Source organism: Rhizobium sp. SRDI969 (genome assembly GCF_025152725.1).
Classification (GTDB): domain Bacteria; phylum Pseudomonadota; class Alphaproteobacteria; order Rhizobiales; family Rhizobiaceae; genus Rhizobium; species Rhizobium leguminosarum_I.
In genome coordinates this window covers 3,385,858-3,410,563 of sequence record NZ_CP104035.1, presented here as the reverse complement: position 1 = coordinate 3,410,563, position 24,706 = coordinate 3,385,858, and the positions used below count along the sequence as shown (strand labels likewise).

The window sequence follows — 24,706 nt, the reverse complement described above, 5'->3', positions numbered from 1 at the left end:
AGGAGTGAGGGATTGCCCCTCGAATGATAAGGCCGGTTTTTCTACAAAACCCGAAAGCTTTGAATTTTCTTACCAGCTTGATTGCGTTGTCCTTCACTCTACTTACGGTGAACCAGGGCTATCGAGAAATATGATGAGCGACTCTCGTGCTCGCAACAGCGAGGTTTCGAAAATGGCACGCCAGCCGAGACCGCGTCTGACGCTGGATATTGCCGCTATCCCAACCTATGCGATCGGCGACATTCACGGTCGGTATGATCTGCTTGTGAAGGCCGAGGAGGCGATCCTGCGTGATGGCGCGCAGTTGCCCGGGCGCAAGCTGATCGTCACGCTCGGGGACTATATCGACCGCGGCCCGGAATCGTCCCAGGTCATTGACCACCTGATGGAGCCGCCGCCTGATGGATTCGATCGCATCTGCCTTGCCGGCAATCACGAAGTCGCCATGCTCGACTATATCGACGGCTGGACCTCCTATGACGATTGGATGCAGATGGGGTCGGCGGAGTCGCTCAAATCCTATGGCCTCGATCCGGAGCACCTGCCGTTGGTCTTTCCCTCCGGCGCGAAGCTTGATGCCTTCATCCGCCAGTCGCTGCCGCGCACGCATATCGATTTCATGCGGGCGATGCCCGTCCTGCTGGAGACCCCGAACGTGATTTTCGTGCATGCGGGCATCAATCCGAAGCTGCCGCTCAGCGAGCAGACGGACGAGGATCTGGTCCTCATCCGCCAGCGGTTTCTCGAAAGCCGGGTGCCGTTGCCGAAACTCGTCGTTCACGGTCACACGCCGAACGATGAACCCGACATACGGCCGAGGCGGCTCAATCTCGATACGCGCGCCTATCGCAGCGGCAAGCTCACCGTCGCCCGCCTGTGGCAAGGCCAAGTGCATCTGTTTTCGACCTGACTTCCGTTTCTCCTGCCGGTGGGGTCGTGTCAGACGACCCCTTGCTCAACCGGCTCCGTCTTCGCTGGCTCTACAGTGGCCGGCCGCTTGCGGCGCCAACCGCGCAGCACGACGTAAAAGACCGGCGTCAGAAACAGGCCGAAGATCGTCACGCCGAGCATGCCCGAGAAGACGGCGGTGCCGAGCGACTGGCGCATTTCTGCGCCGGGGCCGGTGGCGATCGCAAGCGGCAGAACACCGAAGATGAAGGCGAATGCCGTCATCAGGATCGGGCGCAGGCGAAGATGGCTGGCCTCGATGGCCGCCTCTACCGGCGATTTGCCCTCGTCTTCCGCCTGCCTGGCGAACTCGACAATCAGAATGGCGTTCTTGGCGGCAAGGCCGATCAGGACGATCAGGCCGATCTGGGTCAGGACATTGTTGTCCATTCCCCTCAGCGAGACCCCGATCAGCGCCGCAAGCACCGCCAGCGGGACGATGAGAATGATCGCGAGCGGCAGAACCCAGCTTTCATATTGTGCCGCCAGCGCCAGGAAGACGAAGATGACAGACAGGGCGAAGATGTAGATGGCCGTGTTGCCGGTGTGGGTCTCCTGATAGGCGAGTTCCGTCCATTCGAAGGTCGTTCCCTGCGGCAGGATCTTGGCTGCTAAGGCCTCCATCTTGGCGATCGCATCGCCCGTCGACGTGCCCGGCGTCGGATTGCCCTGAAGCGGCACCGAGACATACATGTTGTAGCGCTGGACAAGGGCCGGGCCGCTGGCATCCTGGATGTCCATCAAGGTTCCAAGCGGAACCAGCGCGCCGGTCGCCGATCGGACTTTGAGGGCGAGGATGTCTTCCCGGTCCATGCGATATTGCCGGTCGGCCTGGGCGCGAACCTGGTAGACGCGGCCGAACGCATTGAAATCGTTCACATAAGCGACGCCGAGATTGATGGAAAGGGCATTGAAGATATTGGGAATCGGCACATTCAGGAAACGCGCCTTGTCACGGTCGATCGCCAGGAAATATTGCGGGCTTGCATCGGAGAATGTCGTAAAGACACCGGTTAGCCCCTCGGTCGTTGCCGCCGCACCCATCATCTGTCGGGCCAGGCCGAGCACGCGCGTCATGTCGGCGTTTTCGAGATCGGAAATCTGCATCTTGAAGCCGCCGGAATTGCCGACGCCACGCACGGACGGCGGCGGGATGGCAATGATGAAGGCTTCCTGGATGCTTTGCAGCTTGCCGTAGAGCTCGCCGATGATCTTGTTGGCGGTCTCGCCGCCCTCTTCTCGCTCGGCAAAGGATTTGAACGGGACGAAGACGACGCCGGCATTCGAGGCATTGGTGAAGGTCGCCCCGCTGAAGCCGGCAAATTGCACCGCATTGCCGACACCGGGCACGGTGCGGGCGATATCGCCGACCTGTTTGACGACGGCGTCGGTACGTGCAAGTGAGGCGCCGTCCGGAAGCTGGATGACGATGATCGCGTAACCCTGGTCCATGGTCGGGATAAAGCCCGCGGGAACTTTCGTGCCAATGTACCAGGTCGCTCCGAGCAGGCAAACGAAGGTGACCATTGCCGCTGTCAATCCAACCCAGCTGCTGACCAGATGGCGAACGGTCCATGAATAGCCGGAACTCAGCCGATCGAATCCATGATTGAAGCCGTTTGCAAGCCCTCTTCCGAGGCGCGAGGCGACATTGGTGCGCTTGGTTTCGTGGTCATGGGCTTTCAGCAATATGCCTGCGAGGGCGGGCGACAGCGTGAGCGAATTCAATGCGGAAATTGCAGTGGTGACGGAGATCGTGACCGCGAACTGCCTGTAGAACTGGCCAGAAATGCCTGGAATGAAGGCTGTCGGCACGAACACGGCGATCAGCACCAGCGAGATGGCGACGACGGCGGTTCCGACTTCGTCCATCGTGACATGGGACGCCTGCTTCGGCGTCATGCCGCGCGCCAGATTGCGCTCGACGTTTTCCACCACCACGATCGCGTCGTCGACAACGATACCGATCGCCAGCACGAGACCGAACAGGGTGAGCATGTTGAGCGAGAAGCCGAAGGCGAGCAGGACGGCGAAGGTACCGATCAGCGATACCGGGATGGCAATGATCGGGATGATCGCGGTTCGCCAGGATTGCAGGAAGACAAGAACGACGATTGCTACCAGGATGGCCGCTTCGGCGATGGTCTTGTAGACCTCGGTGATCGAATCCGAGATGAATTCGGTCGTGTCGTAGACGATACGATATTCCAGACCCGGCGGGAAATTCTGGGATAAGTCCTTCATGAGCGTCTGGACTTGATGGGCGGTGTCCAGGGCGTTGGTTCCCGGCCGGGCGAAGATGCCGAGAGCAACTGCGGGATCGTTGTTGAGATAGCTGTTGGTGACGTAATCCTGTGCGCCGAGTTCTATCCGGGCGACATCCTGTAACTGCACGAGCCGGCCCGATGTCGTCGATTTCACAATGACATATCGGAACTCGCGCACGTCGGAGAAACGGCCATCCGTTCGCACCGTATATTCGAATGCATTTTTGCCGGTGACGGGTGGGGCACCGATCTTGCCGCCTGATACCTGAACGTTCTGGTCTCTCAACGCGGAGACGACGTCGTCGGATGTCATCCCGTAAGCGGAGAGCTTTTCCGGATCCAGCCAGATTCGCATCGAATACTGGCGCTCGCCGAAGATCTGCACGTCGCCGACGCCGTCAAGGCGCACGAGAACGTCGCGTATGCGGTTGCGGGCGTAATTCGAGACGTAAAGCTGGTCATAGCGGTGCGACGGCGACAGCAGGTGCACGACCATCATCAGATCCGGCGAGCTTTTGTCGGTGGTCACCCCAAGCCGCTGGACTTCTTCGGGAAGACGGGGAAGGGCGATGGAAACGCGGTTTTGGACGAGCACCTGGACCTTGTCGAGATCAGTGCCGAGCTTGAAGGTGATCGTCAGTGACATGGCGCCGTCGGCGCTGGAGTAAGAAGACATATAAAGCATGTCTTCGACGCCGTTGATCTGTTGTTCAAGCGGCGTTGAAACGGTATCGGCGATCGTCTGCGGGTCGGCACCCGGATAAGAGGTGCGCACGACGATGGTCGGCGGCGCTATCTCCGGATACTGCGATACCGGCAATTGCGTATAGGCAATGCCACCGACGACGAGAAGCAGGATCGAGATGACGGCCGCAAAGATCGGTCGGTCCACGAAAAAATGAGCAAATCTCATTGTCCGCTCTCCGCGCCGGCGGTTTCGGGCGCAGTGTCCTGCCGCTCCTGCGGCAGTTCGGTCATGTGAGGCGTAATCTTTGCACCCGGTCGGGCGCGCATCAGGCCGTTGACAATGATCGTCTCGGTGCCATCGAGGCCCTCGCGTATGATGCGGTAGCCGTAGAGCCTCGGCCCAGGCCTTACGGGCTTGGTCGACACCGTGCCGTCTTCGGCGACGACATAAACGACGCGCTCATTCTGGTCCGAGCCGATCGCCTCGTCGGGCACGAGAATGGCCTGGTAGGTGTTCGAGGCTTCGACCTGTATGCGACCGAAGAGGCCGGGCTGAAGGACGAGATCGGGGTTGGGGAAGCGGGCACGCAGACGAATGGTGCCGCTCTCATTGTCGACCCGATTTTCGGCGAAATCGAGCTTTCCTTTGAATGGCTTGGCATTGGGATCGGAGATCGTGACGGATACATCCAGTCCGCCACCGCCCTGCTGGAGATCCTTGCCCAGCTTGCGGGCCGTGTCGGCAAAATTCAGCAGGCGGCGCTCATCGACGTCGAAATAGAAATCGATCGGGTCGAGAGAAACGATCGTCGTGAGAATGGTCTGGTCGGTTTGCACGAGGTTGCCGGCGGAGATCAGGCGGCGGTCGATGCGGCCGCTGAGCGGCGCTTTGATTTCGGTATATTCCATGTCGAGAGATGCGCGATCGGCGGCAGCCTGGGCGCCGCGGACATTGGCCTCAGCCGAATCGAATTCGCGGCGGCGATCGTCCAGCGTCTGCGCCGATTGGCTGCCGCTCGAAGCAAGCGATTGCGCGCGCTTATACTGCGCATCGGCAAAGACCAGGGCGGATTGCGAGGCTTCGAGTGCCGCCTTTGCCTGATTAAGCGCGGTGACGAACGGCCGCTGGTCGATGACGAAGAGCAGATCGCCCTGCTTGACCAGGGCGCCGTCCTGGAAATGGATTTCCTCCAGGTAACCACCGACGCGCGAACGGACGGAGACTTCGTCGACGGGCTCGAAACGGCCGATGAACTCGTCGCTGTCGACGACATCGCGCACGACAGGCTTGGCGACGGTGACCGGCGGGGGCGGCGGAGCGCTCTGGGCCAGCGCGGGGAGAGGCATGAATGCGGCAATACAGCCAAGCACCACCATCTGTCGAAGCGCGTAAGTCATACCGGTCCTCCAATCTCGACGGCCGATTCACTGCCGCCAACCTCAAGATGAAGTGATGCTGTTCATGTCTTGCTGCTTTGAATGAGGGCCTTTGCCCCCGTGATTCCCCCGGCATTCAATCCCTTGGAAAAGGAAGGCCGGCACGCAATGCACATCGGAAAAATCGTAACCCTATGGAATTGGACTATAAACGGCAGCGACGAAAAATTGCAAATGCCAATTGGTAACGATTCCGGAATCCATCAAAACGTCACGGGAGGGCATCCGCTCTCGACGATCTCGTCTCTCCCGGGGTAGCAGGGCGCGAGTTCGGCCCCAGTCGAACTCCTGTTCCAGCATGTGAGGGGCATCATCGTCGATCTCGTCGGGGGCGGCGCGCCGCGCCTCCTCCGGAGGCTGTACCTACCGCAGAAATAGGGACGGAGCTGGTCTGCGGCATTTTGGCCGCTTCCGTTGAATCTGCCATCCATGCCCTTGTGCAGCGTACATGCTCAATATATCTACCGATATTATAAGTATGCTTATAAATAGCCGTCACAGGTTTTCATGAACGCCACTCCGACCCTCGGTTTCCTTCTCCACGACGTCGCGCGGCTGCTGCGCAAGCGGTTCGAGCAGCGCGCGAAGTGCCTTGGGCTGACTCGGTCGCAATGGCAGACGCTTGCCTATCTCTCGAATAACGAGGGTATCCATCAGGGCGGCCTTGCCGAAATCCTCGAAGTCGAGCCGATCACGCTGGTGCGCATTCTCGACAAGCTCGCCGAGCGCGGGCTGATTGAGCGCCGCCAGCACCCGACCGACCGGCGCATCTGGCTGCTCTACATGCGCGACGAGGCGCACCCGTTGCTCGCCGAAATGCGCGAGCTCGGCGACACCACCCGCGCAGAAGCGTTGCAAGGCGTTTCGCCAGAACAGCGCGAGCTGCTTTTCCACATCCTATCCGTAATGAAGACGAACCTGGTTCAGGCATGCCGGAGCCCGGTTGACGAGAATGAGACGAACGATGGCTGATCAATCCCCCCTCCGCGTCGTTGCCGACGCCAATGCCAAGACCAAGACTCCTGTCGAAGAAAACGAAGCGAAACAGCAGGAAACGGTAGCCGAAGCGCCTTCATCCAATTCAGCGCCGGCTGCCGCCGTGGCTGCGCCTGGCGGCAACAAGGTCCGCCGCCGGCGCAGTCTCACGCGGCCGATCCTGTTTGCATTGCTGCCGGTGGCGCTCGTCGTCGGTGGTTATTATTACGTCAATGGCGGTCAGGTGATGTCGACCGACAACGCCTATATCCAGGCCGATATGGTCGGGCTTACCACCGATGTCTCAGGCATCGTCGACCAGATCAACGTGCATGAGAACGAGGCGGTCAAGGCGGGGCAAGTGCTCTTCAGCCTCAGGGCCGATTCCTTCAAGATCGCGCTTGCCGGCGCCGAGGCCCAGCTGGGCGTCCAGCGCAACCAGATCATGAACCTCAAGGCAAGCTATCAGCAGTCGCTGGCCGAGATCACCCAGGCCGAGGCCGATATTCCCTATTACCAGGAGGAATTCGACCGTCAGCAGAACCTGGTGACCAGCGGCGGCGCGACCCGCTCGGCCTATGACGAGGCCAAGCACAATCTCGAAGCCGCTGAGCAGAAGGTGACCGTCGCCAAGGCGGAAGCCGCAACCACGCTTGCCCAGCTCGGCGGCTCCGCCGATCAGCCGCTCGAGGAGAACCCGCTCTACCTGCAGGCCAAGTCGAATGTCGACAATGCCCAGCGCGAACTCGACCACAGCGTCGTCAAGGCGCCGTTCGACGGCATCGTCACCAATGTCAACGCGCTGCAGGTCGGCTCCTATCTGCAGGCTTCGCAGCAGGCGTTTTCGCTTGTTGCCACCGACCACCTGTGGATCGCCGCCAGCCCGAAGGAAACCGAGCTCACCTACGTCAAACCCGGCCAGACGGCCGATATCTATATCGACACCTATCCCGGCGTCACATGGAAGGGCAAAGTCGAGAGCATCAGCCCGGCCTCCGGCTCCAGCTTCTCGCTGCTGCCGGCGCAGAATACCACGGGCAATTGGGTGAAGGTCGTCCAGCGCATTCCGATGCGAGTCAGTATCGATGAGACCCACGGCAAGCCGCCGCTGCGCGTCGGCATGAGCACGGTGGTCGATGTCGAGACCGGCCATGCCCGCGGCCTGCCTGATTTCGTCAACAAGCTTCTGGGTCGGCCTCAGGGCAAGGATCATGAGTAACACTTCCGCTTCTCCGGCGACGCCGATTGCCAATCGCGGTGCGATCACGGCCTGCGTCATTCTCGCCGTCATCATGCAGGCGCTGGACACGACGATCGCCAACGTGGCGCTGCCCTATATCCAGGGCAGCGTGTCGGCCTCCGCCGACCAGATCAACTGGGTCCTGACCTCCTATATCGTCGCGGCGGCAATCATGACGCCGCCGTCGGGCTTTCTTGCCGCCAAGTTCGGTCGCAAACGCGTGCTGCTCGTCGCCATCGTCGGTTTCGTGGTTGCTTCCGTTCTCTGCGGCCTGGCGCAATCACTGAACCAGATCGTCGCCTTCCGCCTGATGCAGGGCCTGTTCGGCGCATCGCTGGTGCCACTTTCCCAGGGCATCCTCCTCGATATCTATACCGTCGAGGAGCGCGGCTCGGCCATGGCCCTTTTCGGCGTCTCGGTCATGGTCGGGCCAGTGCTTGGGCCTGTCATCGGCGGCTGGTTGACCGACAATATCAGCTGGCGCTGGGTGTTTTATATCAACGTGCCGATCGGGGCACTGGCCTTCATGGGCATCGTCGTCTTCGTCACCGAGACCAAGAGGGATCTGCTTGCCAAGCTGGACTGGTTCGGCTTCGGGATGATGAGCCTCGGTATTGCCGCGCTGCAGCTCTTTCTCGACCGCGGCGAGCAGCTCGACTGGTTCTCCTCGGGCGAGATCGTCATCGAGGCGCTGATCTGCGCTGCCGCTTTCTATCTGCTGGTCGTGCACACGCTGACGGCAGAGAAATCCTTCGTGAACCCGAAGTTGTTTCTCGATCAGAATTTCTCGATCAGCATGATCTTCATCTTCGTGATCGGCGTCACCTATCTCGCCTCGCTGGCGCTGATGACGCCCTATCTGCAAACGCTGATGGGCTATCCCGTGATCACCGCCGGCATCGTCATGGGGCCGCGTGGGCTTGGCACCATGCTCTGCATGTTCATCGTCGGACGGCTAATCGGCAAGGTCGATACGCGCTTGCTGCTGGTGCTCGGGCTCGGTCTTACCGCCTGGGCGATGTACGACATGACCGGCTGGACGCCCGATGTCTCACAATGGACGATCGTCTCCGTCGGTTTCATCCAGGGCGCCGGCCTCGGCTTCCTGTTCGTGCCGCTGACGACGATCGCCTTTGCCACGCTGCCCGCCCATATGCGCGGCGACGGCACCGGCCTCTATAACCTGTCGCGAAACATCGGCTCGTCGGTCGGCATCTCGATCGTCTCGGCGCTGATCGTCGAAAACACACAGAGCAATCACGAATCGATCGCAGCCTATGTGACGCCGTTCAATCACGCCTTCAACGCGGTAGCGGCACAGGGGCTAAGCCCGCTGACGGCTGCCGGCCGCGCTTCGCTCAACGAAATCATCACGCTGCAATCGACGATCATCGCCTATATGGACGATTTCAAACTGCTGATGCTGATGTCGCTTGCGGTCATCCCGCTGGTGTTATTGCTGCGCAAGCCGAAGGCAGCACCTGCGGCCGACCACAGCGCGGTGATGGAATGATCAGCGGAACGGCTTGCTGAGATAACGCGATCCCTGAATGCCGAAGCGCCATGGTGCTTCGGCATTTTTGGTGATGCCGATGCGTTTTCCCGAGATGATCGGCACGGGTGTTGACGGCGCAATCGCATAGGGCGAGCGATCGAGCAGCCTGTCATTGATCGCGATATCGATGCCGAGCGCCTGGCAGAGCTTGCCGGGACCGCTGCAGAGCGCCGTCAGCATGTCGGTGCCGCGCCGCTCCATCATCACAGGGATTCCCGTTTCCGGCTCCAGGGCGCGGATGAGGGCAGCCGAGCCCGGATGGCAGACGAAATTCAGGCACCAGTACATGCCGTAGATGCGGTAGATATAGACATTGCCCGGTTTGCCGTACATGGCGCCGTTGCGCTTGGTCGGGCCGCGGAAGCTGTGCGAGGCCTCGTCATCGGGAAAATAGGCTTCGGTCTCGGTGATGCGTCCGCCGACGCCATCCACGGTCAGATGGCAGCCGAGCAGGTCGCGAGAGACGGTGATCGCATCGCGCTCGAAAAATTTCCTGAGGCTTTCGCTCGCAAGGGTGCCGACGCCAATCGCACCTGAGATCGTTCCACCATCGGTCATGATCGATGCAGATAACATTCAGCGCGCTTGGCGTCATCCCAAAACCGTTTCATACGTTTGCGCGACAGGGATCAGCGGCCGGCATTCGGATCGCGCATCGGGATCGAGGAGGATGTGACCGAGACCGGGTCGCTCGCCGGGAAGGTATCTTCCAGACCCTCCTCCAGCTCTTCCTCAAGCAAAGCGGGATCCTTGCTGCGCGTGCCGTCGCCATGGGCAGGTTCGATTGCTGCGGCAAGCAGGGCCTTGGCCCGCAAGACGGCGTTTTCCGGCGTCAGTTCAGGCGTGCTGCGCAGCGTCACGGCAATTCTGTCTTCGCCTTCGCCGCCGAATTCGACAACGAAGCCGTCCTCCGTTTGGTAGACGGTGATATCGTTGAGTGCCATGGCCGTTCTCCGAGGGCGCTCATATTAGCAAAGCGCATTTTAGTGAAGCGCGTTTTCAGAATTTTGTCGAGCGAAGACCTTCACCAGCCAGTCGATGAAGACGCGCACGCGCGGCGAAAGCTGTCGGTTACGGGGATAGAGCAGGGACACCGGTGTTTGCGTCGGCGGAAAATCCGGCAGCACTTGGACCAGCGTGCCTTCGGCCAGATCCTTTTCAGCGTGATAGCGCGGGATCTGGATCATGCCGAGGCCCAGCCTGGCCGCTGATATATAGCTTTCGGCGGCATTGACGGCGACGGTCGCCGGAATGCCGATGTTGGCTACTGCGCCGTCGACGATAAATTCGAGCGGCAGCAGACTGCCGGTGCCGCTGGAGCGGAAGCCGACCATGCGATGGCCGGCAAGCCGGTCCGGATGCTGCGGCTGGCCGTGACGGGCGATATAGGCGGGTGACGCGAGGGTCACCTCATCGAGCATGGCGACGCTCCGGGCGACCATGTCGCTGTCCTGAGGCGTGCCGACGCGCAGCACGCAGTCAATGCCCTCGCGCACCAGGTCGACTAGTCGGTCGCCCTCGCTCATGTAGAATTCGATGTCAGGATAGGTCTCCAGGAAGGACGGCAGGCTCGGCAGCACGAAATGGCGGGCAAGCGTGCCGTGCACATCGACGCGCAGCATGCCCTTCGGTTTGGCGCCGGCAAAGGCGCCTTCGGCTTCCTCGATATCGGCGAGGATCGACAGGCAGCGCTGGTAATAGGCTTCGCCGTCGAGCGTCGGGCTGACATGACGCGTCGTACGCTGAAGCAGGCGCACGCCGAGACGGGCTTCGAGCTGTTTTACTGCATCGGTGACGGTCGAGCGCGGCAGGCCGGTATCTTCGGCCGCAAGAGTAAAGCTGCGCCGTTCCACGACGCGGCAGAAGACCCGCATGGCATCGAATCTGTCCATCTTGTTTGTTCGTCATTCCCGGATAGTGATGCTGGATTATGCCCGATTATCCGCGTGTAGAAAAGCGGCATCTTCTCCTCATCGAAAACGCGCTGCGGCGCATTCCTGAAGGAGAACGAAAATGGCCAGCAACGAAAACAAGGTCGCACTGGTGACTGGCGCTTCCCGCGGCATTGGCGCGGCAGTCGCCCCGACCTCGCCAAGGACGGTTTCACCGTCGTCATCAACTATTCCGGCAGCGCCGCTCCGGCCGAGGAACTGGCGCAGGAGATCGAGCAGGCCGGCGGCAAGGCACTGACGGCGAAAGCCGATGTCGGCGATGCCGAAGCCGTCCGCCACATGTTCGAAGCCGCGGAAACCGCCTTCGGCGGCGTCGATGTGCTCGTTAACAATGCCGGGATCATGATGCTGTCTTCTCTTGCCGAAGCCGACGACGTTAATTTCGATCGCCAGATCAACGTCAACCTCAAAGGCACCTTCAATACGCTCAGGGAAGCCGCCAAGCGTCTGCGTGACGGCGGCCGGGTCATCAACTTCTCGACATCCGTCGTTGGCCTGAAGCTCGAAACCTACGGCGTCTACGCCGCTACCAAGGCTGCCGTGGAAACGCTGACGGCGATTATGGCCAAGGAAATGCGCGGCCGCGATATCACCGTCAACGCCATCGCGCCCGGTCCTGTGGCCACCGACCTTTTCCTCAACGGCAAGTCGGACGAACTCATCGCCCGCATGGCGAAAATGAACCCGATGGAACGTCTCGGCACACCGGAAGAGATCGCCGCTGCGGTTGCCTTTCTTGCCGGCCCGGACGGCGGCTGGGTCAACGGCCAGACGCTACGCGCCAATGGCGGCGTGATCTGACGAAAGTCCGGCAGCGGTCCCGAGGCCGCCACCAACTCAAGCTCCACTTCAATCAACCCCAATCGAACCCAGAAGGAATAGGATCATGAGCAAGCAAATCATCGTCATAACAGGCGCTTCCAGCGGTTTCGGTGCTCTTACTGCCCGCGCCCTCGCCAAGGCGGGCCACACCGTCTATGCCGGCATGCGCGCCACGGAAGGCCGCAACGCTGCCGCCGTCGCCGATGCTGCGACTTTCGCCAAGGACAACAACGTCGATCTGCGCAGCGTCGAACTCGATGTCGCCTCCGACGCGTCGGTCGTATCGGGTATCGCCAGGATCGTCGCTGATGCAGGCCGTCTCGACGTGATCATGCACAATGCCGGCCATATGTCCTTCGGCCCGGACGAAGCCTTCACGCCGGAACAGTTCGCCGAGCTCTTCGACATCAACGTGCTATCCACCCAGCGCGTCAACCGTGCGGCACTCCCCTATCTGCGCAATCAGGGCATGGGCCTGGTGGTCTGGGTATCGTCGTCGAGCAGCCGCGGCGGCACGCCTCCCTATCTCTCGCCCTATTTCGCCGCCAAGGCGGCGATGGATTCACTTGCCGTCTCCTATGCCGGCGAGCTTACCCGCTGGGGCATCGAGACCTCGATCATCGTGCCTGGCGCCTTCACCAAGGGCACCAACCATTTCGCCCATTTCGGCTCGCCGGATGATACTGCCCGCGCCGCCGAATACAATGACGGACCCTACAAGGGTGTGCCCGAGCAGGCGCTGCGGGGCCTGGCAGCGCTTGAACCGGCCGATGCCGATGCCGGCGCGGTAGCCGCCGCCATCGTCGATGTCGTCGGCAAGCCCTTCGGTAAGAGGCCGTTCCGCGTCCATATCGATCCGTCCGAGGACGGCGCGGAGATCGTCAACGGCGTTGCCGACCGTGTCCGGGCGGAATTGTTCCGCCGCATCGGCCTCGAGGACCTGCTGAAGCCGGCTGTCAGGAATTGAAACCTCCGCCCCGCGGGAACATCGGAGCCAAGCCGTCATCGCAATTATGTGAATGCGATTGCGGAATTTTTCCTTACAATCCTGCGGGGAGTGCGTATATCTGTTTTATCGCGAGAGAGTGGAATTCCCTGCCGCTCTCTCCCGAACCTCCAGAGCCTGCCGCGTCCTTGCTACGGTGCGACAGGCTTGATGTTCAAAGTTGTACATTGCGGCCCGTCGAAGGTTTCCCCTGCCTTCCGGGCCGTATTTGTTTTGGCGCTCAGACGTCGTTCAGTCTCGCCTCGACCAGAAGCTTCACCAGCCAGTCGACGAAGACGCGTACCTTGTTGCTGAGGTGGCGGTTCGGCGGATAAACGACATAGAGCGGTAACGGATCGCGACGCCAATCCGGCAACAGGCGGACGAGCTCGCCCCTTGCCATCGGCTCGCGCGCCATGAAGATCGGCACCTGCGCGATGCCGAGACCCGTCAGCGCAGCCGTCAGATAGGTGCGGCTATCGTTGACCGAGGCGATGTAACGCGGACTGGTCTCGATCACCTCGTTGTGTCGGCGGAATTCGAAGGGCAGCGTTCGGTTATTCTGGGCGCGGAAATAGTTGACGGTGTAGTGATCCGCCTCCAGATCCTCCGGCCGCTCGGGCATGCCGAATTTCTGGATGTAGCTCGGTGAAGCGCAAGTGATCATCTCGACTTCGGAAACGCGCCGTGCAATCAGCGACTGGTCGGCCGGCGTGCCGGCCCGCAGCGCGCAATCGACATTTTCGGCAAGATAATCGACCGTCCGGTCGCCGACACCGAGATCGATACGGATATCGGGATAACGCTGATAGAAATCGCAAAGTGCCGGAACGACGATCCAATCGGCAAAAGCGCCGGCCATCTCGACACGCAGCCGCCCGCTCGGCAGGCTCTGGGAATTGGAGAGGCTGCCATCCAGTTCTTCCAGCTCGGAAATGATCTGGGCGGCGCGTTCGTAATAAAGCGCGCCGTCCGTGGTCACCATGACCCGGCGCGTGGTACGATTCAAAAGCTTGGTGCGCAGATGCGCTTCCAGGCCCTGGATGAGATTGGTCACTGTCGCCTTGGGCATGGCGAGCATGTCGGCGGCGCGGGTGAAATTGCCCGTCTCCACGACCCGAATGAAGACGCGCATTGCCGAGAGCTGATCCATCGGTTTCAAATCCGCAGTTTGCGTTGCACCATTGTTCGAGATCTGGAACAGAGTTATCGCGATATAGCTTCTTATTCCTCCGTTGGAATAACAATATCTTTTTTATACAAAATGCAAGCTGCAGGCGATGTCTGCTTGTGGCCGACGGAAAAGAGACCGGAAGCATGACGGTGGAATGGAAAGATATGATGCTGGATAAGGTGGCCATCGGCCCCGTTTCCGCGCGCATCTACCAGGGCGCCGATTACGGCAAGGGTCCGCCGATCGTGCTTTACCTGCATGGCGGCGCGTTTCTGGACAGCGACAAGAACATCGACCGGCCGGTGGCGATGAGCCTCGCCAAGGCCGGCGCCATCGTGGTCGCTGCCGATTACAGCAGTCTTTCCGGCAACATATTCCCGCAAGCGCTGGAAGTCTCCTTCTCCGTTTTTACCTATCTCGCCAACAAACGCGCCGGTCTCGGCGATCGGAAGTCGTTGCTCTTCGTCGCTGGCGAAGAAGCAGGCGGCAATGTCGCTGCCGGTGTGGCGCTGAAGGCGCGCGACCAGATGCCGGACGCGCTCGACGGCCAGATCCTGATTTCGCCGCTGCTTGATCCCTTCATGGGCACGTCCTCGATCCGCAAGGCCGAAGCCATCGGCATGCGCCAGCGCTGGACGGAGGGCTGGAGCCACTATCTGAGCGGCGGCGGTTGCCACCCTTACGCGGCGCCTTGCCTCTGTTCTCGTATTTCGGGGGTCGCGCCGGCGCTGATATTCACCGCGGAGGACGATCCTCTGCACGATGAAACGATTGGTTACGGTGCCCGCCTGAAACAGGCCGGTGTCGGTGTGCGCCAGCATGTCCTTCCCGCCGGGACGGGCTGGCCCTCGATTTATGGTGGGAAATCCGAGGGAGTGCCCGACTGGCAGGAAAACGTCAGCCGCCATTTCGGAAGCTTCCTTCGGGACGTAAGCGTTCAACCGCAATTGCATTGAAGAAGACCTGATATTTCGGCGGCCTTGAGCCGTAAGGAGAGTACCGATGACGTCCAGAAAGAAGCGCTGGGCCCTGGTGGGCGCCGGCATAGGCCTTGTTGCGTCCGTTTCCGGCGCCGCACTGTTTTTCGAATTGCCGATGAGCACGACCGCCACGGCCGCTTCCGCCCCTGCACAGGCTCCCGCTGTGCCGGTGACGGTGGCCGTCGTTGCGGCGCACGATGTGACGGCCTGGGAGAATTTCTCCGGCCGTCTGGAAGCCGTCGACCGTGTGCAGGTGCGTTCCCGTGTTGCCGGTGCCATCCTGTCGGTGGCCTTCCGTGAAGGGGCGCTGGTCAAGCAGGGCGACCTGCTCTTCACCATCGACCCAGCCCCCTACCAGGCGAGCGTGGCGCAGGCGCAAGGCCAGGTCGCTTCGGCCGAAGCCAAGGTCAGCCTGGCGCAGACTGAACTCGACCGCGGCCGCAGGCTTTCCGACAACCGCACCATCTCCCAAAGCGATCTCGATCAGCGCCAGAGCGCGCTGGCCGAGGCTCAGGCTGGGCTGCGTTCGGCGCAGGCTGCACTGCAGTCGGCTCAGCTCGATCTCGACTACACGCAGGTGCGGGCTCCGGTTTCCGGCCGCATCGGCAAGATCGAGGTGACCGCCGGTAACCTCGTCGCGGCCGGGTCGGCCTCGCCGGCGCTGACGACACTCGTTTCCGTCGATCCGATCTATGCGAGCTTCAACGCCAGCGAAGAGATGGTAACGCGGGCGCTCGCCCAACTTCCGCAGACGGATAGCGCCGTGCCTGCCGTCGAGCAGATCCCGGTCGAGGTCGGCACGCTGACCGACAGCGGCACGCCGATCAAGGGCAAGCTGCAGTTGATCGACAACGAGGTCGATGCATCAAGCGGCACGATCGGCGTACGCGCCGTCTTCGACAATCCGGGCGGGCGTCTCATCCCCGGCCAGTTCGTGCGGGTGCGCATGGGCCAGCCGAAGGCCGAGAACAAGATCGTCATCAGCGACCGTGCCGTCGGTACGGACCAGGACAAGAAGTTCGTCTTTGTCGTCGATGGCGAGAACAAGGTCGCCTATCGACAGGTCCAGCTCGGCACGCTGGCTGACGGCCAGCGGGTTGTCGAAAGCGGCCTGAAAGTCGGTGAGAAGATCGTCGTCAACGGTCTGCAGCGCATCCGTCCTGGTGCAGTCGTCGCACCACAGATGGAAGAGAAGGTCGCGACCGTGCAATAGGACTTCGCCTTCCTCTCCCCCGGGGGAAGGCCGATACGCGAAATGATATGACCCGCCGGCGGGCTGCCAAACCGCCGGAGAGGGACTTTGCATCCATGTTCACCCCGGAGAGGGCTTTGATATGAACATCTCCAGATTCTTTGTCGACCGCCCGGTCTTTGCCGGTGTTCTTTCGGTCCTCATCCTGGTTGCCGGCCTGATCGGCCTGCGCGCGCTACCGATTTCCGAATATCCGGAGGTCGTGCCGCCGTCGATCGTCGTGCGCGCCACCTATCCCGGCGCCAACCCGTCCGTCATCGCCGAAACGGTGGCAACGCCGCTCGAAGAGCAGATCAACGGCGTCGAAGGCATGCTCTACATGGCCAGCCAGGCGACATCGGACGGCGTGCTCAACGTCACCGTCACGTTCAAGCTCGGCACCGACCCCGACAAGGCGCAGCAGCTCGTGCAGAACCGCGTTTCGCAGGCCGAACCGCGCCTGCCGGCGGAAGTCCGTTCGCTCGGCATCACGACAGTCAAGAGCTCGCCCAACTTCATCATGGTCGTCAACCTCGTCTCTGACGGGGGCGATCACGACATCACCTATCTTCGCAACTACGCGACCCTGAACATCAAGGATCGGCTCGCCCGCATCGCAGGCGTCGGTCAGGTGCAGGTCTTCGGTGCCGGCGACTATTCCATGCGTGTCTGGATCGACCCTCAGAAGGCCGCCGAGCACAATCTCGCCGCCAGCGACATCAGCAGCGCGATCAGCTCCCAGAACATCCAGGCCGCCGCCGGTATCATCGGCGCGTCGCCGAGCCAGCCCGGTGTGGATCTGCAGCTCAACGTCAATGCCCAAGGCCGCCTGCGCACGCCCGAGGAATTCGGCAACATCATCGTCAAGACGGGCGCCAGTGGCGAGATCACCCGCCTTCGCGATGTCGCCCGCATCGAACTCGGTGCTGCGGACTATACGCTGCGTTCGCTGCTCGACGGCAAGCCGGCCGTCGCCGTCGCTGTCCTGCAGGCGCCGGGTTCGAACGCGATCGAAATCGCGGACAACGTGAACGCGACCATGGATCAGTTGCAGCTCGCCATGCCTGCCGGCGTCAAATACGAGATCGTCTACGATACGACGAAATTCGTGCGCGCCTCGATCGAGAAGGTCATCGACACGCTGCTCGAAGCCATTGCTCTCGTCGTCCTCGTCGTCATCCTGTTCCTGCAGACGTGGCGTGCCTCGATCATCCCGCTGATCGCGGTACCGGTATCGATTATCGGCACCTTCGCGGTCATGTATGTCTTCGGCTTCTCGATCAACGCGCTCAGTCTGTTCGGGCTGGTGCTTGCGATCGGTATCGTCGTCGACGACGCGATCGTCGTTGTCGAAAACGTCGAGCGCAATATCGAACAAGGCTTGTCGCCGCGGGCTGCCACCTACAAGGCGATGAAGGAAGTCTCCGGTCCGATCGTCGCGATCGCGCTGGTGCTCGTCGCGGTCTTCGTGCCGCTCGCTTTCATCTCCGGCCTGTCAGGTCAGTTTTATCGCCAGTTCGCGCTGACGATCGCAATCTCGACCGTCATCTCGGCCTTCAACTCGCTCACCCTGTCTCCGGCGCTGGCAGCCCTTCTCCTGAAGGGCCATGATCAGCCGAAGGACTGGCTGACGCGGTTCATGGACGCCATCTTCGGCTGGTTCTTCCGCGGCTTCAACCGTGTCTTCGGCGCGGGCTCGAATGCCTACGGCAAGGGCGTGGGTGGGCTCTTGTCGCGCAAGAGCATCGTCATGGTGATCTATTTGGCACTGGTCGGTGCGACCTACAGTCTGTTCAGCACGGTTCCCGGCGGCTTCGTGCCGTCGCAGGACAAGCAGTATCTGATCGGCTTCGCCCAGTTGCCGGACGCCGCAAGCCTCGACCGCACAGGGGACGTCATCAAGCGTATGACCGACATCGCGCTGGCGCAGCCGGGGGTTGCCAATGCGATCGCCTTCCCAGGCCTGTCGATCAACGGCTTCACCAACTCCTCGAATGCCGGCATCGTCTTTGTGACGCTGAAGGACTTCGAGGAGCGCAAGACGCCTGATCTCGCGGGCGGCGCAATCGCCATGGCGCTGAACCAGAAGTTCGGCGTCATCCAGGATGCCTTCATCGCCATGTTCCCGCCGCCGCCGGTCAATGGTCTCGGCACGACAGGCGGCTTCAAGCTGCAGATCGAGGATCGTGCGGGCCTCGGCAATCAGGCGCTCGACGAGGCGACCAAGGCAGTGCTTGCAAAGGCCTATCAGACGCCTGAGCTCGCCGGGCTGTTTTCCAGCTTCCAGATCAACGTGCCGCAGCTCTACGCCGATCTCGACCGTGCCAAGGCCGAGCAGCTCGGAGTTTCCGTCACCGACGTCTTCCAGACACTGCAGATCTATCTCGGCTCGCTCTATGTGAACGACTTCAACGCCTTCGGCCGCACCTACAGCGTCCGTGTGCAAGCCGATGCGAAATTCCGCGCCCAGCCGGAAGATATCGGCCAGTTGAAGGTCCGGTCGGCATCGGGTGAGATGATCCCGCTTTCGGCCCTCTTGAAGGTGGAACCGAGCACCGGTCCGGAACGCGCGAACCGCTACAACGGCTTCCTTGCCGCCGATATCAACGGCGGCCCGGCACCGGGCTTCTCGTCCGGTCAGGCGCAAGCGGCAATCGAGAAGATCCTTCACGAGACCCTGCCTGCGGGCATCGACTTCGAATGGACAGATCTAACCTATCAGCAGATCCTGGCCGGTAACTCCAGTGTCGTCGTCTTCCCGCTGGCTCTGCTGCTCGTCTTCCTGGTGTTGGCTGCCCAGTATGAGAGCCTGACGCTGCCGCTTGCCATCATCATGATTGTGCCGATGGGCGTGCTGGCCGCGCTGACCGGCGTCTGGCTCACCGGTGGAGACAACAACATCTTCACTCAGATCGGTCTGGTGGTGCTTGTCGGCCTATCCGCGAAGAACGCTATCCTTATCGTGGAATTCGCTCGCGAACTGGAGTTCGAGGGAAGGACACCGCGGGAGGCCGCGATCGAGGCCAGCCGCCTTCGCCTTCGCCCGATCCTCATGACCTCGCTCGCCTTCATCATGGGCGTCGTGCCGCTCGTCGTCTCCACTGGCGCCGGTTCGGAAATGCGCGCGGCCATGGGTGTCGCGGTCTTCTCGGGCATGATCGGCGTGACCTTCTTCGGCATCTTCATGACGCCTGTCTTCTACGTGCTGCTGCGGCGGTTGACGGGCAACCGTCCGCTCGTCCAGCACAAGCCGGACGAACACAAGGAAGAAGAGGCGGAGGTCATCCGGCTCGCGGCGGAATAAACGGAATTCAACCTTCCTTTGTCGGGTAAATCGGGCGGGAACTTCGGTTCTCGCCCGTATCGTTTTCAGGGCATGAAGCCGACAAGTACGCGCGGTTTTCGGACACACCACCCACATCTAAGGACACACCACAAAAATGCGTTACGTCCGTCAAAACGGTTTGCAACGGTGGGCGAGCGGACTATCAAAGACGGACAACAGTTGGGAGGACTGAATGACAGGTTCGGGGAAAGCTCATGACGGCAGGCGGATCGCCTTTCTCGGCACCGGCCTGATGGGGGCGCCGATGGCTCGCCGGCTGCTTGGCGGGGGCTTTTCCGTCACCGTCTGGAATCGCGATCCCGGCAAAGCCGAAGCGCTTGCGGGAGACGGCGCGGTCTGCACGGAAACACCGGCGGATGCCGTTTCAGGCGCCGATGTCGTCATCACCATGCTGACCAACGCCGAGGCGGTGAAGGACGTGTTGTTCGACCGCGGCGCGGCCGATGCGATGACGCCTGGTGCTACCGTCATCGACATGAGTTCGATTGCCCCGCATTTCGCCCGTGACCATTCGGCGAGGCTTGCCGAGCGCGGCGTCGATCACGTCGATGCGCCGGTATCCGGCGGCGTCGTCGGGGCTGAAGCCGGTACGCTCGCCATCATGGCGGGTGGCGACGAGGACGTCATCGACCGGCTTGCGGATATCTTTGCGCCGATGGGGCGGGTGACCCGCGTCGGCCCGAGCGGTGCGGGCCAGCTCGCCAAGCTCGCCAACCAGCAGATCGTTGCGGTGACGATCGGAGCCGTCGCCGAAGCGATGATGCTGATCGAAGCTGGCGGCGGCTCGCCGGCGGCCTTCCGGGACGCCATTCGTGGCGGCTTTGCCGAGAGCCGAATCCTCGAACTGCACGGCAAGCGCATGGTCGAACGGCAATTTACCCCAGGCGGTTCGTCCAGCAACCAGCTGAAGGATCTGAACGCCGCCATGGAAGCGGCCAAGACCCTGTCGCTGACGCTGCCGCTGACGGCGGCGGTGCATGCCGAATTCAGCGAATTCGTCGCCAATGGCAATGGCGAAAAGGATCACAGTGGCTTGCTCCTCCATCTTGAAAAGAAGAATGCCAGGCCGGGAGAAAAACAGTGACGAACAGCCATTCGCCGAAGCGGCGCCTGCGTTCGCAGGACTGGTTTGACAATCCCGATCATATCGACATGGCAGCGCTCTATCTTGAGCGCTTCATGAATTACGGCATCACGCCGGAAGAGCTGCGCTCCGGCAAGCCGGTCATCGGGATTGCCCAGAGCGGCAGCGATCTCACGCCTTGCAACAGAGTGCATGTCGAACTTGCCAAGCGGGTGCGCGACGGCATCCGCGATGCCGGCGGCGTTCCGATCGAGTTTCCGACGCATCCGATCTTTGAGAACTGCAAGCGTCCGACGGCCGCACTCGACCGCAATCTCGCCTATCTCGGCCTCGTCGAGATCCTCTACGGCTATCCGCTCGACGGTGTCGTGCTGACCACCGGCTGCGACAAGACCACGCCTTCAGCGATCATGGCGGCTTCGACGGTCGATATTCCGGCGATCGTGCTCTCCGGAGGGCCGATGCTCGACGGTTGGCACGAGGGGGAACTGGCGGGCTCCGGGACGGTGATCTGGCGGATGCGGCGGAAATATGCGGCAGGCGAGATCGATCGGGAAGAGTTTCTTCAAGCGGCACTCGATTCTGCGCCTTCCGTCGGCCACTGCAATACGATGGGCACCGCTTCGACGATGAATGCGCTGGCCGAGGCGCTCGGCCTTTCGCTGACCGGCTGTGGCGCCATTCCCGCCGCTTACCGCGAGCGCGGCCAGATGGCCTACCGCACCGGACGGCGTGCTGTCGAGATCGTGTTCGAGGATCTGAAGCCGTCGGATATCCTGACGCGCGAGGCTTTCCTGAATGCCATCCGCACCAATTCGGCGATCGGCGGCTCGACCAACGCGCAGCCGCATCTGGCTGCGATGGCGAAGCACGCCGGCGTCGAACTCCATCCCGACGACTGGCAGGTGCATGGTTTCGACATTCCGCTGCTGGCCAACGTCCAGCCGGCGGGCGCCTATCTCGGCGAGCGCTTCCATCGCGCCGGCGGCACGCCGGCGATCATGTGGGAGCTGCTGCAGGCCGGAAAGCTCGACGGCAACTGTCGCACGGTGACGGGCAGGACGATGGCCGAGAACCTGGAAGGCAAGGAAGCACGCGACCGCGAGGTCATCAAGCCGTTCGCCGAGCCGCTGAAGGAGCGGGCGGGCTTCCTCGTTCTCAAAGGCAATCTCTTCGATTTTGCGATCATGAAGATGAGTGTGGTCTCGGAGGATTTCCGCCGGCGCTACCTTGACGAACCAGGGCGCGAAGGCGTTTTCGAGGGAAGGGCGGTGGTCTTCGACGGTTCGGAGGACTATCACAAGCGCATCAACGATCCCCAACTCGGCATCGACGAAAATACCATCCTCGTCATCCGGGGCGCCGGGCCGATCGGCTGGCCGGGTTCGGCTGAGGTCGTCAACATGCAGCCTCCGGATCATCTCCTGAAGCGCGGCATCCGCAGCCTGCCGACGATCGGCGATGGCCGCCAATCGGGCACGGCGGACAGTCCCTCGATCCTCAACGCCTCGCCGGAAAGCGCCGCCGGCGGCGGCCTCGCCTGGCTTCGTACCGGCGATATCATCCGCATCGACTTCAACCATGGGCGCTGCGACATGCTGGTCGATGACACCGAGATCGAACGGCGCAAGGGCGATGGCATCCCGCCGGTGCCTGCGGATGCGACGCCATGGCAGCAGATCTATCGCCGTTCGGTTACGCAATTGTCGGACGGCGCGGTGCTGGAGGGAGCGACGGAATTCCGCCAGATCGCACAAAAACCGCCGCGGCACAACCACTGATCTTGAAGCTGCCGCAGACTGCAAGTCCTTTGATCCGAAATGGGAAAGTCGTAACCAACAGTTCACCTAGTCATTAGTTCGGTGGTCAAGACAAGGCTTCATTAATGCCGGCTTGAGACCATATTGCCGTTATGCAAGCTTCCAAGGCTGGGACCGCGTTGCCAGAGAACAAAGCCACTCGATCCGAACACGAGTTTCAGGATCTTCTGCGTCGGCTCGAACTCGCTCTCGATGCATCCCGGATCGGTGTCTGGGAGCATAGCATCGAGCAGGGCGGGATCTTGTGGGATGCGCAGATGCATCGTCTCTACGAGACCGGCGAGACCTGCCGGTTGGTGCCGGCATCGCTTTGGTCGAATGCCATCCATCCAGATGATCTCGAGCGGGCCGAACGCGACTTCGAGCAGGCGATCGCGACGCGCGGCGCCTATGACTCACAATTCCGGATCGTATTGCCCAGCGGCGAAATCCGCCATTTGCGTTCGCGCGCGCATTTCTATGTCGATGCGGAAGGTCTGCCATCCTTCATCGGCGCCGAATGGGATGTGACGGCCGACGTACTGCTCAACGGGGAACTGGCGCGGCAGAAGGTGGTGGCCGAGGCGAGGGCGCTGGCGCTCGAGGAAAGCAATGCGCGCATCGAGCATGTCGCCGATCACGACTATCTCACCGGCCTGCCGAACCGGCGCCTTCTCGACAAGCGGCTGGCGGAACTGCCGGCCGACAAGAGCATCACCGCGCTTGCGGTCCTGCATCTCGACCTCGACCAGTTCAAGCAGATCAACGACAGCCACGGTCATGCCGCAGGCGATGTTGTTCTCAGGGCGGCAGCCCTTCGCATCATCGCTGCCATTCCTGTAAATGGCACGGTTGCCCGCGTTGGCGGCGATGAGTTCGTCATCGTGCTGGTCAATTTCACCGATCTCACCGAGCTGAAGCTGATCACCGAGGATCTCCAGCGCCGGCTGCGGAAGAAGATCCGCTTCGGCCAAGAGATGCTGCAATCCGGCGCCTCGATCGGCGTTTCCTGGAGCGGCGATCGGCGGGCGCGCAACCTGCTTGCCGAATCCGATCTGGCGCTCTACCAGGCCAAGAAGCTCGGGCGGAACCGCGTCGAATTCTTCACGCGGCAACTGCAGGAGGATCTGCGCTCCAAGCGCCGCCTCGCCGAAGAGCTGAAGCTTGGACTGGAGCGCGGCGAGATCGTTCCCTATTATCAGCTGCAGCTCGACGCCCGGACGCGGGAAGTCATCGGCTTCGAGGCGCTGGCGCGCTGGAAACATCCCGAGAAGGGCGTGCTTGCCCCGGGGATATTCCTGAAGATCGCCGATGAGCTCGGACTTGCGGCGGAGATCGACGCGGCGATCCTGAAAAGCGTTCTCGAAGACCGGCTGTTCTGGCTGTTGCGCGGCCTTGCGGTACCGCGCATCGCCGTCAATATCTCGGCGTCGCGCCTTGCCGATCCGACGCTGCTGGACAAGCTGAGGAGACTCGCCATTCCGCCCGGTGCGATCGTCTTCGAACTGGTCGAGACGATTTTCCTCGACGACAGCGACCAAAAACTGCTCGATCAGATCGGCGATATCAAACAGATGGGCATCGATATCGAGATCGACGACTTCGGATCGGGCCATGCCTCGCTCATCGGTCTCGTCAAGCTGCGGCCGAAGCGGCTGAAGATCGACCGGCAGCTCGTCACCGAAGTTGTCAGCTCTGCCGAGCAGCGGCGCGTCGTGGGTTCGATCGTGGAAATCGCCAAGGCACTCGATGTCGAGGTGATCGCCGAGGGCATCGAGACCGCGGCGCATGCCGTCGTGCTGGCGCAGCTCGGCTGCGACGGCCTGCAGGGCTATGCCTTCGGTCATCCCGCACCGGCGGCCGAGACAGACCGTCTTTTCTCATCGATGACGAGCGGGATCGAAAAGCAGAAGGCCGCGATGGGCGGCTGAACGGCCGGTGATCCGTCCGCTGGCCATTGTCGCCGTCGGTTTCAACAGCGCCTTTGCCGCGTCGCGGAACTGATTTCGGCCGAAATGCTTTCCTCGCCTTTCAAATTGGCAGCAGTGTCTTTTCGGCGCGGCGTGTTTATCTGCATCGGCAGGAAGATAATTGGCGCGCAAGTAATTTTCTTGAGCTTGCAACGGCATTGTTTCATGGTAATGCGGAAACGAAGCTTTCTGCATTGCATCGAAAAATGATTATACGCGTCGTCAAGTCCATGAGCGCGGCTCTCCATCATTCG

18 protein-coding genes and 1 pseudogene are annotated in these 24,706 nt (G+C 61.6%); 12 read left to right on the top strand and 7 right to left on the bottom strand.

All coding sequences use genetic code 11. The annotated features are described in order from the left end of the window. Positions 1 to 133: 133 nt before the first annotated feature. On the top strand, positions 134 to 910 hold the full coding sequence (locus N2A41_RS17060; protein WP_170257943.1) for a metallophosphoesterase family protein: 777 nt from the start codon (positions 134 to 136) through the stop codon (positions 908 to 910). Positions 911 to 939: 29 nt separating this feature from the next. On the opposite strand, the gene N2A41_RS17055 is transcribed toward N2A41_RS17060, so the two are convergent. Together N2A41_RS17055 and N2A41_RS17050 are read right to left on the bottom strand one after the other, a co-directional pair. Further along, positions 940 to 4,128 carry an efflux RND transporter permease subunit gene (locus N2A41_RS17055; RefSeq protein WP_260109300.1) on the bottom strand — a complete coding sequence of 1,063 codons (3,189 nt, stop codon included), beginning with the start codon at positions 4,126 to 4,128 and terminating at the stop codon, positions 940 to 942. Continuing rightward, on the bottom strand, positions 4,125 to 5,300 hold the full coding sequence (locus N2A41_RS17050; protein ID WP_017965872.1) for an efflux RND transporter periplasmic adaptor subunit: 1,176 nt from the start codon (positions 5,298 to 5,300) through the stop codon (positions 4,125 to 4,127). The genes N2A41_RS17055 and N2A41_RS17050 overlap by 4 nt, the downstream gene beginning before the upstream one ends. Before the next feature lie 546 nt (positions 5,301 to 5,846). On the opposite strand from N2A41_RS17050, the gene N2A41_RS17045 reads away from it, so the two are divergent. Genes N2A41_RS17045 through N2A41_RS17035 form a run of 3 tightly spaced genes read left to right on the top strand, consistent with a single transcriptional unit; the run spans position 5,847 to position 9,067 of the window. Beyond that, entirely contained in the window at positions 5,847 to 6,311 is a 465-nt protein-coding gene (locus tag N2A41_RS17045; RefSeq protein WP_003562008.1) for a MarR family winged helix-turn-helix transcriptional regulator, read from the top strand. Further along, the gene (locus N2A41_RS17040) at positions 6,304 to 7,533 is read left to right on the top strand and encodes an HlyD family secretion protein (RefSeq protein WP_162117931.1); all 1,230 of its coding nucleotides are present in this window, start codon (positions 6,304 to 6,306) and stop codon (positions 7,531 to 7,533) included. The genes N2A41_RS17045 and N2A41_RS17040 overlap by 8 nt, the downstream gene beginning before the upstream one ends. Continuing rightward, the gene (locus tag N2A41_RS17035; protein ID WP_260109299.1) at positions 7,526 to 9,067 is read left to right on the top strand and encodes a DHA2 family efflux MFS transporter permease subunit; all 1,542 of its coding nucleotides are present in this window, start codon (positions 7,526 to 7,528) and stop codon (positions 9,065 to 9,067) included. The genes N2A41_RS17040 and N2A41_RS17035 overlap by 8 nt, the downstream gene beginning before the upstream one ends. On the opposite strand, the gene N2A41_RS17030 is transcribed toward N2A41_RS17035, so the two are convergent. From N2A41_RS17030 to N2A41_RS17020, 3 genes are read right to left on the bottom strand one after another with little or no spacing between them, the layout of a single operon-like run. Further along, entirely contained in the window at positions 9,068 to 9,685 is a 618-nt protein-coding gene (locus tag N2A41_RS17030) for a DNA-3-methyladenine glycosylase (RefSeq protein WP_260109298.1), read from the bottom strand. It lies immediately after the preceding gene. A gap of 53 nt (positions 9,686 to 9,738) precedes the next feature. After that, entirely contained in the window at positions 9,739 to 10,053 is a 315-nt protein-coding gene (locus N2A41_RS17025) for a hypothetical protein (RefSeq protein WP_260109297.1), read from the bottom strand. Between the two features lie 39 nt (positions 10,054 to 10,092). Beyond that, on the bottom strand, positions 10,093 to 11,001 hold the full coding sequence (locus N2A41_RS17020; RefSeq protein ID WP_260109296.1) for a LysR family transcriptional regulator: 909 nt from the start codon (positions 10,999 to 11,001) through the stop codon (positions 10,093 to 10,095). Positions 11,002 to 11,122: 121 nt separating this feature from the next. On the opposite strand from N2A41_RS17020, the pseudogene N2A41_RS17015 reads away from it, so the two are divergent. Continuing rightward, positions 11,123 to 11,862: pseudogene (locus N2A41_RS17015) on the top strand (SDR family oxidoreductase). An 85-nt stretch (positions 11,863 to 11,947) separates the two neighbouring features. Then, positions 11,948 to 12,850: an SDR family NAD(P)-dependent oxidoreductase gene (locus N2A41_RS17010; protein ID WP_260109295.1), complete on the top strand. Its 903-nt coding sequence runs from the start codon at positions 11,948 to 11,950 to the stop codon at positions 12,848 to 12,850. Positions 12,851 to 13,109: 259 nt separating this feature from the next. Here the strand turns inward: N2A41_RS17010 and N2A41_RS17005 are convergent, their stop codons facing one another. Then, entirely contained in the window at positions 13,110 to 14,021 is a 912-nt protein-coding gene (locus tag N2A41_RS17005; protein WP_260109294.1) for a LysR family transcriptional regulator, read from the bottom strand. A gap of 164 nt (positions 14,022 to 14,185) precedes the next feature. On the opposite strand from N2A41_RS17005, the gene N2A41_RS17000 reads away from it, so the two are divergent. The 6 genes from N2A41_RS17000 to N2A41_RS16975 all read left to right on the top strand — a co-directional run bounded on the left by N2A41_RS17000 (position 14,186) and on the right by N2A41_RS16975 (position 24,413). Then, positions 14,186 to 14,998, top strand: a complete 813-nt coding sequence (locus N2A41_RS17000) for an alpha/beta hydrolase (protein ID WP_260109293.1) — start codon at positions 14,186 to 14,188, stop codon at positions 14,996 to 14,998. Positions 14,999 to 15,044: 46 nt separating this feature from the next. Continuing rightward, entirely contained in the window at positions 15,045 to 16,235 is a 1,191-nt protein-coding gene (locus N2A41_RS16995; protein WP_260109292.1) for an efflux RND transporter periplasmic adaptor subunit, read from the top strand. Positions 16,236 to 16,356: 121 nt separating this feature from the next. Continuing rightward, a complete protein-coding gene (locus tag N2A41_RS16990) occupies positions 16,357 to 19,557 on the top strand; it encodes an efflux RND transporter permease subunit (protein ID WP_260109291.1) in 3,201 nt (1,066 codons plus the stop codon). 214 nt (positions 19,558 to 19,771) lie between these two features. Next, entirely contained in the window at positions 19,772 to 20,683 is a 912-nt protein-coding gene (locus N2A41_RS16985) for an NAD(P)-dependent oxidoreductase (protein ID WP_162117937.1), read from the top strand. Further along, entirely contained in the window at positions 20,680 to 22,464 is a 1,785-nt protein-coding gene (locus tag N2A41_RS16980) for an IlvD/Edd family dehydratase (protein WP_260109290.1), read from the top strand. The genes N2A41_RS16985 and N2A41_RS16980 overlap by 4 nt, the downstream gene beginning before the upstream one ends. A gap of 131 nt (positions 22,465 to 22,595) precedes the next feature. Then, positions 22,596 to 24,413, top strand: coding sequence for a putative bifunctional diguanylate cyclase/phosphodiesterase (locus tag N2A41_RS16975; RefSeq protein WP_260109289.1), 1,818 nt, complete (start codon positions 22,596 to 22,598; stop codon positions 24,411 to 24,413). On the opposite strand, the gene N2A41_RS16970 is transcribed toward N2A41_RS16975, so the two are convergent. Then, positions 24,363 to 24,647, bottom strand: a complete 285-nt coding sequence (locus tag N2A41_RS16970; RefSeq protein ID WP_260109288.1) for a hypothetical protein — start codon at positions 24,645 to 24,647, stop codon at positions 24,363 to 24,365. The two genes, N2A41_RS16975 and N2A41_RS16970, sit on opposite strands and share 51 nt — an antisense overlap. Between the last annotated feature and the right edge of the window lie 59 nt (positions 24,648 to 24,706).